Origin of the sequence: Larkinella terrae (assembly GCF_009668025.1) — a bacterium.
GTDB classification, from domain to species: Bacteria; Bacteroidota; Bacteroidia; order Cytophagales; family Spirosomataceae; genus Larkinella; species Larkinella terrae.
The window spans coordinates 821,599-837,428 of the sequence record NZ_WJXZ01000001.1; the positions used below are offsets into that span (position 1 = coordinate 821,599).

At 54.3% G+C, this 15,830-nt stretch carries 10 protein-coding genes; 6 read left to right on the forward strand and 4 right to left on the reverse strand.

Translation table 11 applies throughout. The features are described from left to right. From GJJ30_RS03400 to GJJ30_RS03425, 6 genes are all read left to right on the forward strand, one after another. Entirely contained in the window at positions 1-564 is a 564-nt protein-coding gene (locus GJJ30_RS03400; RefSeq protein ID WP_154173141.1) for a hypothetical protein, read from the forward strand. A 27-nt stretch (positions 565-591) separates the two neighbouring features. Beyond that, positions 592-1,491 carry a porin family protein gene (locus GJJ30_RS03405; RefSeq protein WP_154173143.1) on the forward strand — a complete coding sequence of 300 codons (900 nt, stop codon included), beginning with the start codon at positions 592-594 and terminating at the stop codon, positions 1,489-1,491. Positions 1,492-1,509: 18 nt separating this feature from the next. Next, positions 1,510-2,529, forward strand: a complete 1,020-nt coding sequence (locus tag GJJ30_RS03410; protein ID WP_154173145.1) for a vWA domain-containing protein — start codon at positions 1,510-1,512, stop codon at positions 2,527-2,529. A gap of 24 nt (positions 2,530-2,553) precedes the next feature. Then, positions 2,554-3,690, forward strand: coding sequence for a hypothetical protein (locus GJJ30_RS03415; protein WP_154173147.1), 1,137 nt, complete (start codon positions 2,554-2,556; stop codon positions 3,688-3,690). Positions 3,691-3,694: 4 nt separating this feature from the next. Continuing rightward, positions 3,695-6,490 (forward strand): tetratricopeptide repeat protein, encoded by a 2,796-nt coding sequence (locus GJJ30_RS03420; RefSeq protein ID WP_154173149.1) that lies wholly within the window; start codon positions 3,695-3,697, stop codon positions 6,488-6,490. A 90-nt stretch (positions 6,491-6,580) separates the two neighbouring features. Further along, on the forward strand, positions 6,581-7,315 hold the full coding sequence (locus GJJ30_RS03425) for an outer membrane lipoprotein-sorting protein (protein WP_154173151.1): 735 nt from the start codon (positions 6,581-6,583) through the stop codon (positions 7,313-7,315). A gap of 196 nt (positions 7,316-7,511) precedes the next feature. Here GJJ30_RS03425 and GJJ30_RS03430 read toward each other — a convergent pair whose 3' ends face one another. From GJJ30_RS03430 to GJJ30_RS03445, 4 genes are all read right to left on the reverse strand, one after another. Beyond that, positions 7,512-8,516 (reverse strand): cytochrome c family protein, encoded by a 1,005-nt coding sequence (locus tag GJJ30_RS03430; RefSeq protein WP_154173153.1) that lies wholly within the window; start codon positions 8,514-8,516, stop codon positions 7,512-7,514. A gap of 204 nt (positions 8,517-8,720) precedes the next feature. After that, complete coding sequence (locus GJJ30_RS03435; protein ID WP_154173155.1) at positions 8,721-12,755, reverse strand: ATP-binding protein; 4,035 nt, start codon at positions 12,753-12,755, stop codon at positions 8,721-8,723. A gap of 138 nt (positions 12,756-12,893) precedes the next feature. Continuing rightward, positions 12,894-13,853: an amidohydrolase family protein gene (locus GJJ30_RS03440; protein ID WP_154173157.1), complete on the reverse strand. Its 960-nt coding sequence runs from the start codon at positions 13,851-13,853 to the stop codon at positions 12,894-12,896. A gap of 92 nt (positions 13,854-13,945) precedes the next feature. Beyond that, a complete protein-coding gene (locus GJJ30_RS03445) occupies positions 13,946-15,736 on the reverse strand; it encodes a serine hydrolase domain-containing protein (RefSeq protein WP_154173159.1) in 1,791 nt (596 codons plus the stop codon). Positions 15,737-15,830: the final 94 nt, after the last annotated feature.

Here is a 15,830-nt window from a genome sequence, read left to right on the forward strand (position 1 = left end):
ATGAACCAGTCGACATTTATTACTCCGACTCCTACGCCTTCCGCACTGTTCGGAACGCCGGGCAACGATTTATCGCTGGCGGCCATCGGCGGAATGGTCAGCAGTCTGCTCGTGCTGCTCTACGACATCGCCCCCCTGCCACCGTTTCTGTTTCTGGTGCTTGTTCCTGCGGGACAGGGGCTACTCTACTGGGGCTTTCATCAGGTAGGCCGGTTTTATCACCTTAAGTGGGTGCTGCGCGGAGCCCGACTGATGCTGCTGGGCCTGCTGATGTCGTGGGTTTCGTCCCTGACCGGCTGGTCGCTGGCAAACTGGGTCTTTAAGTTTGCTTTCTGGGTGAGCCCCTTTCTGGTTTTCGTCGATTTGTGGCCCATGCGCCAGCTGACCAATCGCCCACTGGCTACAGCACTGGTTATCAGCCAGATTGCCTTTAACGCCGGTAATCATCTTAAATTCGTTTCACCCGACTGGACCGGTTTCTGGGAAGCCTGCACCACGGCATTAACCGCCTGGTTTCTGTACGATGTTGCCGAGCGGTTTTCCCGTACTCATCCTGCCAACTAAAATCTGTCATCCCAACCACTTTCTCTTATGCGCTCATTTTTTTTAACTGCCCTTCTGGGCCTGTTCGTTCATGCCGCCCTGGCTCAAACGCCCCGAACGGACGTATTACACAAACTGGATCGTTCGACGCTGAACGTCAAAGTAGACGAAGTGACGGAAACGGATGTGGTTTATTTTGAAGCCACGGCACCAACCGTCCGGAAGATGCTGCCCAAAAATGGGCTCTGGAAACTTGTTTTTGCGGATGGCAGCACGGAGGTTTTCAATCAGCCCACCGAGCTTCCTGCCGCCCCGCCCCTCGAATCGGTAGCCCAACGGAAAGACAGTACATTCAGAAAACCGCCTACGAGTCCGGGGTATCGCATCAATTTGACGGTTGGAACGGAAGTGTCTTACTTCCCCGCGGGACTCAACAAAGATTGGGTAGACGATTCGCTGGGCTACGGAATGGATCAGAACCTCGGTTTCAGCGTTCGTTTCGACTACCGGTTTATTCGCCCCCTGGCCGCTTCGCTGACGGTGGGCTATTCGCAGTGGGAATTGCTCCGGCGCTACACCCAGAACGGCAGCGATCAGTACCAGGAAACCGTCACCATGCGCCGGATTCCGCTGCAGGCCGGTTTGAAAATATACGTTGCCAACCATTTTTTCCTCCTGCCTTCCGGCGGCATTAACCTCCTGACCATCAAACGGAAAGCCAGCGAGACCCACCCGAATCCCACGGCAGAAAATACGTCATCCACGCCGATTACGTACGGGGCCAGCCTGGGTTACGAATTTCATGCCGGTCGTTTTCTGGTCGATCTGAGCGGCCAGTATCAACTGCTGAATATCCGCCAGACCACCAGCGCGCCCGGTTCGGCCACGCAGCAGAAGGTGCAGTTTGCGGGGCTGCGATTGGGTCTTGGCTTCAGTACAAAAAAATAACATTCAACCCTCTTACTCATGAAATCCCTACCATTTTCCTCGTTTTATACGGTTCTGGCTACGTTGCTCATTGGATTGGCCGCGTTGAGTTGCCGAAAAGAAGTCGAAATTGTTCTGCCGGGTCCGCTGATCGAAGGCCAGCCTTCGGCGGCTTCGATGGCCGGAAAACCGCTCAGCACGGCGGGCAGCGCCTTCAAATTTACGGTCGATCTGTACGTGGTCAACAAGAGTGGCCGGTACGTCTCCGGTTTGAGCAAACAGCATTTCAGCATTCCGGACAACACGGTCAGCCAGCGGAAGTACACGCTCGATGACGTCAAAACCGCCAGTCTGGTCAACAAACCGGGTGGTTATTCCGCGATGATCCTGCTCGACCAGTCGGGTAGTATTCTGACCACCGACCCCAATGACCTGCGCATTGAGGGCAGTAAAATTTTTCTGGATTACCTGGGGAAAGACGATTACGTATCGCTGGTGAGTTTTCCGACCAACTCATCTGATTCCCGGGCCAAATACCACAAAGGATTTTCGCGGGATATCAACGCCATGAAAGCGTCGCTGGATACGCTGGCACAAACCGAGCGCGGGGGCACTCCGCTGTACAAGACGGCTTTTGAAGTCACCAATTACACCGCGGCCAATGCGAAAACCGTCAACAAAGCCGTGATTGTCTTTACCGATGGGGCCGATACGGACGGGGGTAAATCGTTGCAGAACGTCATCGACAACGCCGTACAGAAAAGCATTCCGATTTTTACAGTCGGCCTGAGCAGCGGGGTTGATGTGAACGTCCTGTCGCAGATGGCCAACGAAACCGGCGGTGCCTTTTTCTGGGCTAAAGACGCCAAACAGTTGATCACCTCCTTCGGAACGCTGGGAAATCTGCTGCGGGGAACCGCTCAGGTGTACCGTACATACTGGACCGTCACCCGCGCCACCGGCACCTGGCGGGCGGGCGACGTGGTCACCGGCACGATCAAGGTCGACCTGAAAAATGGTGAAATCATCGAAGTTCCCTTCTGGGTCAAGGTTCAATAAAACTCCTCCTTTTTCGCTACTGTTATGAATTCTCTATTTCTCATCTTACTCAGTACCTTCCTGCTGCTGGCGGGAAATCTCCGGGCGCAGCATACCGTTTACCTGACCGATCAAACCCGCGTCGAAGGCAAAATCACCGAAATTACCGACGAAAAAGTGGGTATTCAGGTGGCCAAAGGTCAGTCGTCGGTCAAATATTCGTATAAACTCGACCGGGTGCAATTGCTCTTCAACCAAACCGGTTCGTATCTCTGCCCGACCGAATTAGGTGCCTTACTGCCCGGGGAGCGTTCCCGCCGGATCACGGATTTCATGGCGGACACGTCAGCCACCGATCCCGATCGTCCGGATGTTATCCTGAAAAAATCGTCCGACCTCATCGTCGCCCGCATCTCGAACGAGAATCAGGAGACCATTGATTACCAGACGATAGACGGAAAAACCGCTTCCATTTCCAAAACCGAGGTAGCCGCGGTGATCTACCGCGATGGTCGGCATGCCGTTCTGGCCGAGGCTGCCCTTCTGTGCGACCATCACCAGCTCGTGCAGCAGAGTCGGCAGAAACCGTCGCCAGCGGGTGCGGTTACGACCTCGGCTCCGAGAAATCCGCCCGTTCAAACCGACTCCTGGAGTGCCCAGGCGGTTGCCATCCTGAAACTATCCGAAACGGAATACCAGCAGTACCGCGACCGGGCCATCCGCAAAGTGGAAGAATTTGCGACCTACCTGGGGGTTATCACCGACAAAACGCTGGACGCCGATACCAAAAACAAAGCCATTGACGAAGCCTGTAAGATGTTTCGGGCGGATGCCACCATCGAAGTTTCGTCCATGACGCGCAGCGGAACCACCAATTCCTACGGGATTCGGGATTATTTGACCCGCTTGAAAATGCTTCCGTACCACACCATTTCCGTTCAATGGTCGAACGTGGAATACGTGCAGGAGTTGCAGCAACGCGCCGACAATAACTATTACGGACTCATCAAAGGCGAACAGCGGTTTTCCGGTTTCGGGAAGGACGGCCAGCTCCAGTATGGGGACATCACCGAGAAAAGCGTGGAAGTGATGCTTCAGGCGTATCAAAAGCAGAAAGAAGGTTCGGTTCAGAATCTGTGGGATATTTTGCTGGGCAACATTGGGGTATCGGCAACGCGTTGACGCCATGAACAACTGGAAGTGGTTTATTGGCTTTTGCCTCCTCTCCCTATCCGCTGGAGCCCAGGATCTGACTACCCGCGACAACGAGGAAGTCCGATTGCTGGCCCGGCGGAAAGTTGAACGTGGTCTTTACGACCTGCTCAACGTGCTGAGTCAGGAGGATTTAAACGAATTTGAGCGCAATACCCTGATTAGCGAAAGTTTTACGCAGGGGCCGAATCAGCTTTTTTACAACGGCGACGTGATTGTAGAAGATGATGTCAATCCGGAACGTACATCGGCAGCCAGCGTGCTGGATTTGAGCGTTGAAAAGTACCTGGCCAATTTTGATTTCCTATATCGGAAGTCGGCGGGTAGCTCCATTCAGTTCTCGAATTTTAAAGTATCCAACCTTAAAAAGGGCAATTCACTGTATGTCAAGGTGTTTTATACCTCGTTATTCAAAGAAAAACACAAACAGATTGCGACGCCGTACGTGCCCGTTCGCCGGATAGCCGAAGTTCGGGCCGATCTGGTCGGTAAAAAGTGGTCGTTGCTCATCACGCGACTGGCGTTTTTCACCCCGGCGGATTCCGTGCACTTTACACAGAATGATGTCGCCCTGCGCATTGATGCCAGTAGACCATTAGCCCCTGATTCCGTACAGGCGTCAATCCCAAAAACCGATCCGGCGCAGGTTCAGGAACAGGCCGCCATAACGGCTTACAATCAGTTGTTAAACGAAGGCAAAGCGGCTTTTGAAACCGGGAACCTGGTGCGGGCGCTGGAAGTTTTTCAGGAAGCCGATCGCACCAAACCGTATGAAGACCTGACTCCGCGCATCCGGATTTACAAAGTACAGAAAGCGCTGGAAGAACAAACCCGGCATTCCGATGCCGAATTGAAACGACGGGCTGAGTTAGCCCGGCGAAAACGGCGGTATGAGGAAGCGGCCCAGGTTTACCAGAAGCTGCTGGAACTGAAACCCGACTCCGCTGCGCTCGAATCGACCATTCGGGGATTGCTGGAAAAAGCCCGGCTGAAAGCGGAATACAACGAAAAATTCGCGTTGGGCAAACACCAGGAGCTAATCAAAGACTACAGCCGAATCATCAGCGCCGAGCGGAAACTGAACCGCCGGTCCGGTGATCAGGATAATAGCTCGGACTGGTATCTGGGACGCGGGCGTTCGTATTTTATGCTGAACAACCTCAGCGATGCGCTGGCGGATTACACGGAATCCCTGCGACTGGACTTTCAGAATCTGGAAGCGCTCGAAGCCCGCGCGGCCCTGTATGCCCGGCAACAAAATTACCCCCGGGCCATCGCCGATCTGACCACCTATCTGTCCATCGACAAAACCAGCGCCGAAATCGCAGCCCGCCGGGCCGCTTACCGCATTCAGACCAACCGCCCGGCCGAAGCCCTCGCCGACTACGATCTGGCCGTCAGTCTGGACAATCAAAATTACCGCTACTTCCGCGACCGGGGGCTTTTCCACCTCCGCAGCAACGCATTTGAGCGGGCTTTGGCCGATTTTAACGCTGCGATTCTGCGGAGCCGAACCCAGCCGGATCTGTTTTTTTACCGGGGCTACGCGCAAACCGGTCTCAGGCAATTTGAGCCGGCCGGGCAGGATTTTAGCCGCGCGACCGAACTGGGTTTATCCGCTCAATTGATGGCCCGGATCGACTCCATCGCCAACGTTTATTACCAGACCGGTCTTCAGGCAAAAGTGCCGACCGAAGCCCTGAAACTGTTTGGCGTTGCCTTGCAGCTGAAACCGGTTTATGCGGCTGCGTGGTCGGCCAAAGGGACTATTCACTTAAACCGCTCGGAAGATTCACTGGCTGTTCAGTCGTTCACGAAGGCCATTCAGTATGCGGGCAAAGACGCCAAAGCCTGGTTTCAGCGGGCGACCGCCTGGGCGCGGCTGAAGGATTTTGCGATGGCGAGCGCCGATTTCAAACAAGCCTACACGATTGATCCGGGCAATTATCCGGCGATGCAGAACGAAGCCCGTTGTCGGCTCGAAATGCGTCAGTTTGAGCAAGCCGGTCTGGTTTTGGGTACGCTCAAAGCCGCCCGCCGGGAGATCGAACAACGCTACCCAAAAGCCTTTCTGGCCGAAACCTACTGGCTGGCTGGCCGTTGCGCCAACGAACTGGGTCTTTATAAAACCGCCTTGCCGGATTTGTCCGCAGCGCTGGATGCCGACAAAAACTGGGCGCCTGCCTACACGGAGCGCGGCCGTAGTTACGAAGCCCTGGGTCGCCCGGAGCGCGCACAGGAAGATTACGAAAAAGCCGTCGCTCTGGAACCCACCGTGGCGACTCATTACCTGGCGCTGGGGCAGGTGCTGGAGGAACGCTTTCGATACAGGGAAGCCCTGGTCCAGTACGGTTTTTGCCTGGATCGCAGCCGGATCGCGACCGTAACCCGCCAGGCCCGCATCGGCCGCAGTCGTTGTTTTTTTTACCTGGAAAACTATCCCGGCGTCATTGCTGAACTCAATCAGGTGGTAAATCTAAAAGAAAATGTCGACGACCAGGCCCGAATGCTCTACGCGAAGGTGCGAACCGGGCAGTCGGAGGAAGTGCTGAAAGAAATTCATCCGGATTCAAATTCAGCCCGGTTACTGTATGTTTTAGGCTGCGCTAATCTGGCCGCCAACAACGAAGCGATGGCTTTGACAAGTTTCAAAAAAGCGTTACAAACCGGTTTGTCGAAAGAGGAATTGAAAAAAGATAAGCTGCTGGATTTTGTAAAAAAGGATTTCCGGAAGAATCCGCTTTTTACGGAATTAATCGATCGGCGCTGAACGCGGACCTTGCCGGTAACATCACTTAGTAGTTACACAGGTCATTCTTTTACTTTATATTTGAAGATAAATACCTAAATAACTATTCAAATGCTGAGAAAATCACTAATTATCGTAACGCTCTGGTTCAGTGTAAGCGGAATGGTAGCCGCACAAACGTCGGACGAGGTAGTCGGAAAATACATTCAGGCGATGGGTGGTGCGGATAAACTGGCTAATTTAAAAACGCTGAAAATGAGTGCCGCTTTTCAAATGGCAGGCATCGAGGCTTCCCAGAATACGACCGTTATTAACAATAAAGCGTTCAAACAGGAAGTAGTTTTTCAGGGAATGTCAGTCGTGCAGTCGGTGCTGGACGGCCAGGGATGGGCCATTAATCCGTTAATGGGTCAGAAAGACCCCACCGAACTACCCAAAGAGGCCATCGATATGGTTGCCGACCAAATGGACCTGACCGGGTCGCTGTTTCAAAGCAAGGAAAAAGGCAACACGGTAGAGCTGGCGGGCAAAGAAACGATTGGTTCAGCAGAAACTTATAAATTGACCGTCACCAAAAAAAATGGCCGGACTGAAATTTATAACCTGGACACGAAAACGTATTTACCCGTTAAAATCACATCGGCGCAGAAAGTGTCGGGGCAGGAATTTAAACAGGAAATTACCACTTCTGATTACCAGAAAATTGATGGATTAGCCTTTCCATTTACCCTATCAATCAAAAGTGCCGCGATACCGGGTGGTGGGGCAATGCTTGTAAAAGTTACCAAAATTGAAGTCAATCCGGCCGTCGACGAAGCGATCTTCAAAATGCCCGCAAAAAAATAATTCTGTTCTGAGCGGTTCAGTCATACGGTTTTTCCCGTTCCCGCCAGTTGAAGGAGGCTGCTTTCAGACGTTGTTATAAAAGCAAAAAATACCCCGGTCCGGAAGTCCGGACCGGGGTGATTAGTGAACCAAGAAACCTTATTGTTTTACAACCTTTAGGGTCACGTTTTTCAGCCCGCTGCGGGCTTTCGATCGCTTAGCGGATCGCTACTTCTTTTCCTTTGGGAGAGAATTTAATCACCGCATTCTTCACCGGACTGACGGTTTTCAGGTACGAATAAATCGCTCCCAGATCCTGCTCACTCATCCCGGAATACATAATCCAGGGCATGATGGTGTTGAATTCTGCGTGTTCGAGGGTCAGCGGATGCTTGAAATCCGGCTGAGCGGCTGCTTTGAACCGGGCAATAAAAGCCGGTTTCGTCCAGGTACCGATACCGGATTCGGCATCCGGGGTCAGATTCGCAGCCCGTACCGTTCCGGTCGGCATCGGAAACGACCGTCCCCCTGCGAAGTCCATGCCCGGCAATTTCTGGCCCTTGTCATCCACGGGCGTGTGGCAGTCGCCACAGCTGGCCAGCGTCACCAGGTACTTGCCATACGCGAGCGAGTCAGCGGGATCGGGCCGCTTGCTGCCTTCGGATTTAGTCGGAATTGTATTGATAATCAGGTTCATCGGAAAGTCCGACTCCGGTTCCGGAATCGAGTTGTTCTCAATCGGCTTGAGCGATCGCACGTAGGCAATAATGGCTTTAATATCTTCCGGATCGGCCTGCCCGAAATTGCCGTACGGCATAACCGGAAACAGGGCGCGTCCGTCTTTGGAAACCCCGGCGGTGATGGCGCGGTAAACTTCGCCGTCGGTCCAACTGCTCAGGTGCGCGGGCGTGATGTTCCGGGCGAAGTAGAGGCCCGGAAATCCCATTTCGCGGGTAAACGCTTCTCCGCCCTTGCCTTCCGTGCCGACCACCACCGGGCCGCTGGAGATTTTCCAGTTCCGCTCGGAATGGCAATCGATACAAACCGCTACGTGGTTGGCCAGGTATTCTCCCCGGGCAACCTGGGCGGTGTCGGCCTGAACAACCAGGTCAGGTGCCGGGCCGACATTGGGGAGCGCGAATTTGATGTAACTAATGCCACCAGCGACCAGGAGTACAATGACGCCAGCGACGATGGCCAGGATGCGCAAAACTTTTTTCATGGTATCGGTATAAAAGAGTGGGTAGGTTTGGGTTCCGGCAAGCAGAAACCGCAGGAAAAAAAGATCATGAAAGGTTATGGAAAAGGCTTGAGTACAAACCTAGGGGAAGAAACACAGACCGGCGATAAGGCTTGTTCCAAAAACCATAACGAATGTTCCAAATCCGCCGAACAGCCCAAAAATCAGCCGAAAAGGAAGGACGAATCAGGATTGAGCGGCAAATTCGCGGGGGGTGAGGTGGTAAAGCTCCCGGAAGCATTTACTGAAGTAGGACGGGCTGGTGAAACCCACCTGGTAGGCGGCCTGGTTGACACCCTGCCCGGCCCGCAGCAATTGGGCCGCCCGTTTGAGCCGGTAATTCCGCAGCAGATCGTTCGCCGACAGATCGGTCAGCGCTTTTACTTTCCGAAACAGATTGGTTCGGCTCATGCCCAGTTCCGCCATCATCTGTTCCGTGCCAAACTGGGAATCGCCCAGATGCTCTTCCAGCAAGTCATACAGACGAGTCAGGAAAGGATCGGTGGGCTCGGTAGCCGCCGGAGAAGCCGCCGGATTTGGATTGATCAGATTGGCCCGCGCCCACTCGCGCTGCCGCTGCCTGTTAACCAACTGGTTGCGAACCCGGAGCTGGAGTTCGGAAATCTGAAAGGGCTTGGTCAGGTAATCATCCGCCCCCAGCGCCAGCCCCGCCAGGCGGTTTTCGACCGAGGCTTTGGCCGTCAGCAGAATCACCGGAATGTGGTTGGTGCGCTGGTCGGTTTTCAACTGGCCACACAGGGCAAAACCGTCCATTTCGGGGCCAGACTGGATAGTTCCGTTCTCGACGGGCATCATCACATCCGAAATGATCAGGTCGGGCAAATACATCAGGGCCTGATCCAGCCCGTCGCGTCCGTTGACAGCCCGCCGAATGCGGTAATGTTCCGGCAAACTGTCGGCAATAAACTGCGCCAGCTCGTCATTGTCTTCCACGATTAGCAAACGGGGTTCGATGGAATCATCGGCGGCTACCCAGGCATTGGCGTTCATATCCCGGTGCCCGGAAGTCGTTATTTCCGTAGTAACACCCTGTAAATCAACCTTTCGATACGGCAACAGAACCGCAAACTTTGTTCCTTGAGTAGGCTGGCTCTCGACGGAAATCTGCCCGCCCTGCAACTGCACCAGCTCCTGCACCAGCGCCAGGCCGATTCCCGTACCCGGTGTCGCGGCCCGATCAGAAACCTGATAAAACCGGTCGAAAATATGCGGCAGGTGCTCGGCCGGAATACCAATGCCCGTATCGGCCACCGCCAGCCTGATTTGACCGGAAGCGGTTTCCAGCGAGACGCGAACGGCACCGGTTTTTGTAAATTTCAGGGCATTGGATGTCAGGTTATAAACAATCCGTTCCAGCTTTTCAGCATCGAACCAGTACTCACCCTCGACCTCCGAATCAAACGTCAGGCTCAATCCCAGCGTTGCGGCCTGCTCACTGAAAGGCTGCAACCACTGCCGGATCGACTCGGTCAGATTGCCCCGGGACTCGTTGACTGGCATAACACTGGCCTCCAGCTTCGATAAATCCAGCAGTTGATTGATCAGCCCTAAAAGTTGTTGCGCATTTTGCTCGATGGTTTGCAGCCGCCGACGGTTTTTGGGGTCCGGATTCTCCCGCACCATCTGCTCGGCTGGCCCCAGAATCAGCGTCAACGGCGTCCGGAATTCGTGGGTAATGTTGGTAAAGAAATTCGTTTTGATCGTATCGACGGACCGAAGCTGGTCGGCTTCCTTCTGCCGCAACTGAATGTCCTGTTGCAATCGCAACCGGTTCAGGTAAACCTGCAGCAGGCCCCAGGCCACGCTCAAACCGATCAGAACATACAGCCCAATGGCCCACCAGGTCGCCCAGAACGGGGGTTGGATCGTAACCGCCAGTTTGCGCACCTGATGGCTCCAGCTACCTGACGTGTTGGAGGCATTCAGCATCAATACGTAATCGCCCGGCGGCAGGTTGGTATAAATAGCTTCGGGCCGGTCAGTTAACTTCCAATCGGTTTCCAGCCCTTCCAGACGGTAGCGGTACCGGTTTTTGGTCGGCTGATTGAATTGCAGGGCCGCGAACCGAACGGTCAGGTAATTCTGGTTGTGCGCCAGCGAGAGCTGATCGGTCGCCTGAATGGGCACCTCACCCAGAATGGAGCGGTTTCCGGCCGGGATCGTATCGATGATGCGGGTTCCCGGAAAATCCTGCTGAATGATCTGGTTGTTGACTTCCAGTTCGGTCAGTTCGATGGGCGGAGCAAACGTATCCTGCCCGATCTTCTCGGGATAAAAAATTGTAAATCCTTCCAGTCCACCCATGAGGATTCGGCCATCGGGAAACTGGACGTAATGGTAGCTGTTAAACTCGTCGGCCATGATCCCGTCATCCCGCGTAAAGGTCTGGGTTGTGAAGGTCCGGCGATTCATCCGGCAGAGTCCTTTGTTGGTCCCCATCCACAAATATCCAAACCGATCCGGTTTCACCGAATACACCACATTATTAGGCAGCCCCTCGGCTTTGGTAAACCGCCGAACCCGCCCGGTCTGTTTATCGAACAGGCAAAGACCACTCCCAAAGGTTCCGATCCAGAGGTGATTGGGATCGGCGGGATCGGCCGAAATACTGTACAGCGAATTGCTGCTCAGCGAAGCCCGATCGCCCGGACGATTGACGAACTGTTGTCGTTGGCCGTTCCGGCGGTCAACGCGCCAGAGGCCACCCGACCGACTCGCCAGCCAAAGAAACTGCGCATCGACCACCAGTTCCGTAATCGGGCTTGTGATTTGACTGGGAATCGGATAAGAAAAAAGGACCCAGTTTTGCTTTTGCTCATCGAACCAATAAGCCGTTGAGTCATAAACCGCCCAAACGCGTCCCTGAGGATCGGTCGTCATCGGGCAGGGAATGTAGCCGGGGGCAGTCCAGCGAAAGGCAACAGGTAGCGGAAATCGCTCGGCCTGGCGGGTTTTACGATTCAGTCGATAGAGGTCCGAGGTGCCCACATTAAACCAGAACCGGCCCTGCGCGTCGAAGGTGGATCGAAAATTATAACTGCTCAACCCCTTTAGGGCCGTCTGTACAATCGGGGAAATGGCGGGCAAACCCAGCGAGTCGATCGTGAGCAGATCCTGATAAAAATCGCGGCTGTATCGGCGAGTCTGGAAAGAGGATGGTTGCAGATTGTAGGTGCGGATGCCGGAACCGGCGGTACCGATCCATAGCACATTCGTGCGATCAACGAACAAACTGCTGCAGCCGTCGTTCAACTGATTCCAGCGCTGAACGACCTGAACACCTTGCTGGTCGGTAAATCGAAACAGGGTGTTAAACTGATCGAAATAGACGGCTCCCTGCCGGTCGGTTGTCATCCTGTGTCCCTCCAATTGATTTCCCAGTGCGGGCAGGCGGTACGAGCGTAACCGGCCCGTCCGGGGTTGAACCAACGTCAGAAACCGTCGGGATGTGGCCATGATCTCTCCGGTTGGTCGGCGATGGAGCCGGTACACCGTATCCTCGGGCAGCGATTGAGGATTCCCGGGTTGGGGTTGCAGGGGAACAAAGCTGCGCGTTACTTCGTCGAATCGATTCAACCCCTTTGCCGTAGCCAGCCAGATGCGTCCATCGGCCCCTTCTATCACATCCGTTACGTAATTCGTACGGAGTGATCCGGGCTGATCAGGCTGGTGGCGAAACCACTGGCCCTGGTTCTTTTTAAGATCCCAGCAAATGACGCCATCGCCTAGCGATATCAGCCAAAGCCGATCCTGCCGATCGGTTCGTAGCGCATAGGGCACTTTATTTTTTGTCAGCTGACGAAAAGCGGCTTGCCGGGACAGGTTGACAAATGTTTCGCTTCGGGGATCGAATTGGTCGATATCGCCCCGTTCAGAAACGATCCAGATTTTGCCGTGGTGGTCCAGCTCGATTTGGTTCAGACCCGCAAAGGAGAGGTAGGGTCGCCCATCGGGGTCCGGCTGAAACACTTTAAACTGGTGCCCGTCGTAGCGGCAGAGTCCATCGCGGGTAGCGGCCCAAATGAAACCCCTTTTGTCCTGAAGAATCGAAGGAACAAAGGCTTGTGGTAGTCCCTCCCGGTCCGTAATCTGCCCGGGTTTGGGTAAGCGAAAAGTCTGAGCCCGCAGCCAGCCGGACGAGGTCAGGAGAGTGAACAGAACGAATAGTAACCGACAGGCAGAGAGTAGATAATCAGGCAAAACGGATGGCAAAGGCTGGTTACTTTTAAAGTATTAACATTTATTTATTTACTGATATAAACGAAAGCTTTCAGTAATACTTTAATGAACCAAACAAACCTTTCTGTCGAGTTGTTGAAAATCAGCGAAGAAAAGGGGTTATCCGGGCTGCGACGAATCGCGTTTTTGCCAGTGGTAAGCCGCAATCGAGTTCTTCCAGAAATATTTTTCGGCCACGGTTTTGCCTTTTGCGTTGAAATAGTCATTCACCAGACCCAATCCGACCTGAATGGGCCGCCACTTGTCACTGTTGGGCCAGTCGCTGCCGTACAAAACCCGATCTTCGCCAAAAATGCCGAAAAACTCATCCAGCCGCGCCCGGTAGAAATCCAGTGTCTCCGGAATTTTACCATCCACCTGCCGAAGAACCTGCGAAATCTTCACGTAAACCTGAGGTCGTTTGCCCAACTCCCGCAGGTCGGCTTCATACGCCTTTTGGGCCGCAGCCGCTTCCGGAATTGTGATTTGGGGCAGGTGATCGATGATAACCCGCAGATCCGGCACCTGATCCGTCACCCGCACCATAGCCGCCAGTAAGGCCGGATTCGGGTTGGCCGTATCCAGCGTTAGTCCGGCCTGGGCCAGGTAACGAAGATCCGCCATGAATTGGGGATTCGACAGTTGGCGGGACGGGTCCCGATCCCAAAGATTGCCGTTGCGAATGCCCCGAAACAGCGGATTGCGCCGGAAGCGGTCGAGCTGCTGCCGGAAGTCGGGCTGGCCCGGTTCGAGATTGCCCACGGTTCCGACGATGATTCTGTCCTTCGCAGCAACGTCGAGCACCCACTGGTTGTCTTCCAGCCAGGGACTGGCTTCCACGACAATGGCGCCCACCACGCCGAGGGGCCGGGCGAGTTTGCGGTAGCGGTCCGGCAGCGCAGGCTGATAAAGGACCTTGTCGGTTTTGGATGGCCACGGCACTCCCTGCGGACGATTCGTGTCAAACAGATGAATGTGGGTGTCGATAATCGGGATGGCGGTATCCGCCCGGCTTAAAGCGGGAAGCCCGGATGCCGCGACGGCACCGATGGACAGGGAAAGAAAGTTTCTGCGGTTCATGGCCTGCATGTAGTGATTCCAACTCCGCTGCCAGAACCAGCCCGGCGAGCGGTTTTTTGTTCCCGGAAATTGAATAACCGGTTTTTGTACCCTCAATTCCCCTGCACAACGGCTTCGTAAAACCGGTCCAGAATCAGCGTCCGGATATTCAGCGTCGGTTTTCCGTACGTTTTGCCATCGTCGGGATACACCCGGTTGGTCAGACAAACGTACACCAGATTGTATTTGGGATCGACCCAGACGTAAATGCCGGTGTAGCCGGTATGCCCGTAGGATAGCGGAGAAGGATAGGCTTTGGGACCTTGTTTCGGATTCGTCGCCCGCGCAAACCCGTAGCCTCTTCCACTCCTGGATTGCTCCGACGTAAACAGATCGACCGTTGCAGGTTTGAAATACGTCTGCCCGCCGTACGACCCTTTATTCAGATACATTTGCCACAGAATGGCCAGGTCGTTGGCGTTGGCAAACAAACCGGCATGCCCTTCGACGCCCCCGGCCATTGCCGCCCCCGGATCGTTGACGTACCCCTGAACCCGCATGCTGCGGAACCAGTTATCGTTTTCGGTTGTGGGCACGATGCGCGAGCGGGGAAACCGGTTTCGGGGCAGAAAACCCATCGTCTGTAAGCCCAGCGGCCGGTAAAATTCCTTCTGCACATATTCATTCAGCTTTTGATGGGTAGCAGTTTCGATCACTTCCTTCATCATGTACATGCTGACATCGCTGTAAACAAATTTACCCCGGGTGTCGCCCTTCGATTTCAGCGTGGTCGGCCACATCACTTCGTCGAAATAATTGGCCCGCAGGAAAAAACCGTCGGCCACTTTGGTCGGAAAGGCCGCCGACGAATCGGAGTTCAGGTCCAGCGGTTTCAGTTTTTCGTAGAATTTAATATAAGGCGTATAACCGGCTTCGTGGAGCATTGCTTCCCGAATGGTAACTGTCGCCTTATCCGGAATCGTCCGGGTGCGGGCCACGTAGGTACTGATGGGCGTTTTCAGATCGATGGTGTTCTGATCAACCAGCCGCATGACTGAGGGCGTCGTGGCGCTAACTTTGGTGACCGAAGCCAGGTCGAAAATGTCATCGGGCTGGGTTGGTTCTTCCTTCGAATAGGTATGATTTCCATAGGCTTTGTGAAAAACCACCTGCCCATCCTTCGCCAGCAGCACCACCGCCCCGGGCGTAACGTGGTCGGCAATCGCCACTTTCATCAGTGAATCGATCCCTGTCAGCCGATTGCTGCTCACCGAGACCGCTTCCGGCACGGAATAGCCCAGCCGGATTTTGGTGGTCGAAAAACCGCTGCCGGATTTAAACACGTTGCCGTAGGCGGTTTCCAGCCGGTGGCTGGCCGCCATTCCACCAAAGATCAGCTGCGCAGCGGCCGATGCGCCTTCGGCCGTATTGCCGGGGTACCAGATGATGGGCGAACGCAGCGATTCCAGCAAAGCCAGGTTTTTTCCGCTGCCGGTCAGCACCACCAGCACCCGGTTGATCGCTTCCTGGTCTTTGATAAAACGCAGCAACTTCGCATCAAAGGTCGACAGATCCGATAACGTAATGAGAATCAGGTTATACAACTTCAGCTGATCGTGCAAGATCAACAGCGCGGAATCGGCCGGATTGTGGGCGATCGAATAGCCCGTAACCGGGCTGTACTTCGATGCAATGCTGTCAAAAACCGCCTTTTGGCCAAAGGCGTACTGAACGCTGGCAATTTTCAAATCCCGGAGGTCGGTAACCGGAACCAATCCCGACGCGTTGTTTAGCAGGGTAATCTGTTTTTCGGCTTCTTTCAGGGCCGTCAACCGGAAGGGACTCTGGGCAAAGGCCGTGCTACCACCAAGAAGTAACAACAGGCTATATAAAACGTTTTTCATACGTTTGGCAATAAACAGGATTATTACTGATTTGTCAATCTCTTCCCTCCCGGCGCTCCGCCATTTGCCCGCATTTCCCAAAAGTGACAGCGAT

What these genes read in the sequence shown, in the direction of transcription:
- GJJ30_RS03400 (WP_154173141.1), top strand. Translation starts at nt 1, where the DNA reads ATGAACCAGTCGACATTTATTACTCCGACTCCTACGCCTTCCGCACTG.
- GJJ30_RS03405 (WP_154173143.1), top strand. Translation starts at nt 592, where the DNA reads ATGCGCTCATTTTTTTTAACTGCCCTTCTGGGCCTGTTCGTTCATGCC.
- GJJ30_RS03415 (WP_154173147.1), top strand. Translation starts at nt 2,554, where the DNA reads ATGAATTCTCTATTTCTCATCTTACTCAGTACCTTCCTGCTGCTGGCG.
- GJJ30_RS03440 (WP_154173157.1), bottom strand. Translation starts at nt 13,853, where the DNA reads ATGAACCGCAGAAACTTTCTTTCCCTGTCCATCGGTGCCGTCGCGGCA.
- GJJ30_RS03445 (WP_154173159.1), bottom strand. Translation starts at nt 15,736, where the DNA reads ATGAAAAACGTTTTATATAGCCTGTTGTTACTTCTTGGTGGTAGCACG.
- GJJ30_RS03420 (WP_154173149.1), top strand. Translation starts at nt 3,695, where the DNA reads ATGAACAACTGGAAGTGGTTTATTGGCTTTTGCCTCCTCTCCCTATCC.
- GJJ30_RS03430 (WP_154173153.1), bottom strand. Translation starts at nt 8,516, where the DNA reads ATGAAAAAAGTTTTGCGCATCCTGGCCATCGTCGCTGGCGTCATTGTA.
- GJJ30_RS03410 (WP_154173145.1), top strand. Translation starts at nt 1,510, where the DNA reads ATGAAATCCCTACCATTTTCCTCGTTTTATACGGTTCTGGCTACGTTG.
- GJJ30_RS03425 (WP_154173151.1), top strand. Translation starts at nt 6,581, where the DNA reads ATGCTGAGAAAATCACTAATTATCGTAACGCTCTGGTTCAGTGTAAGC.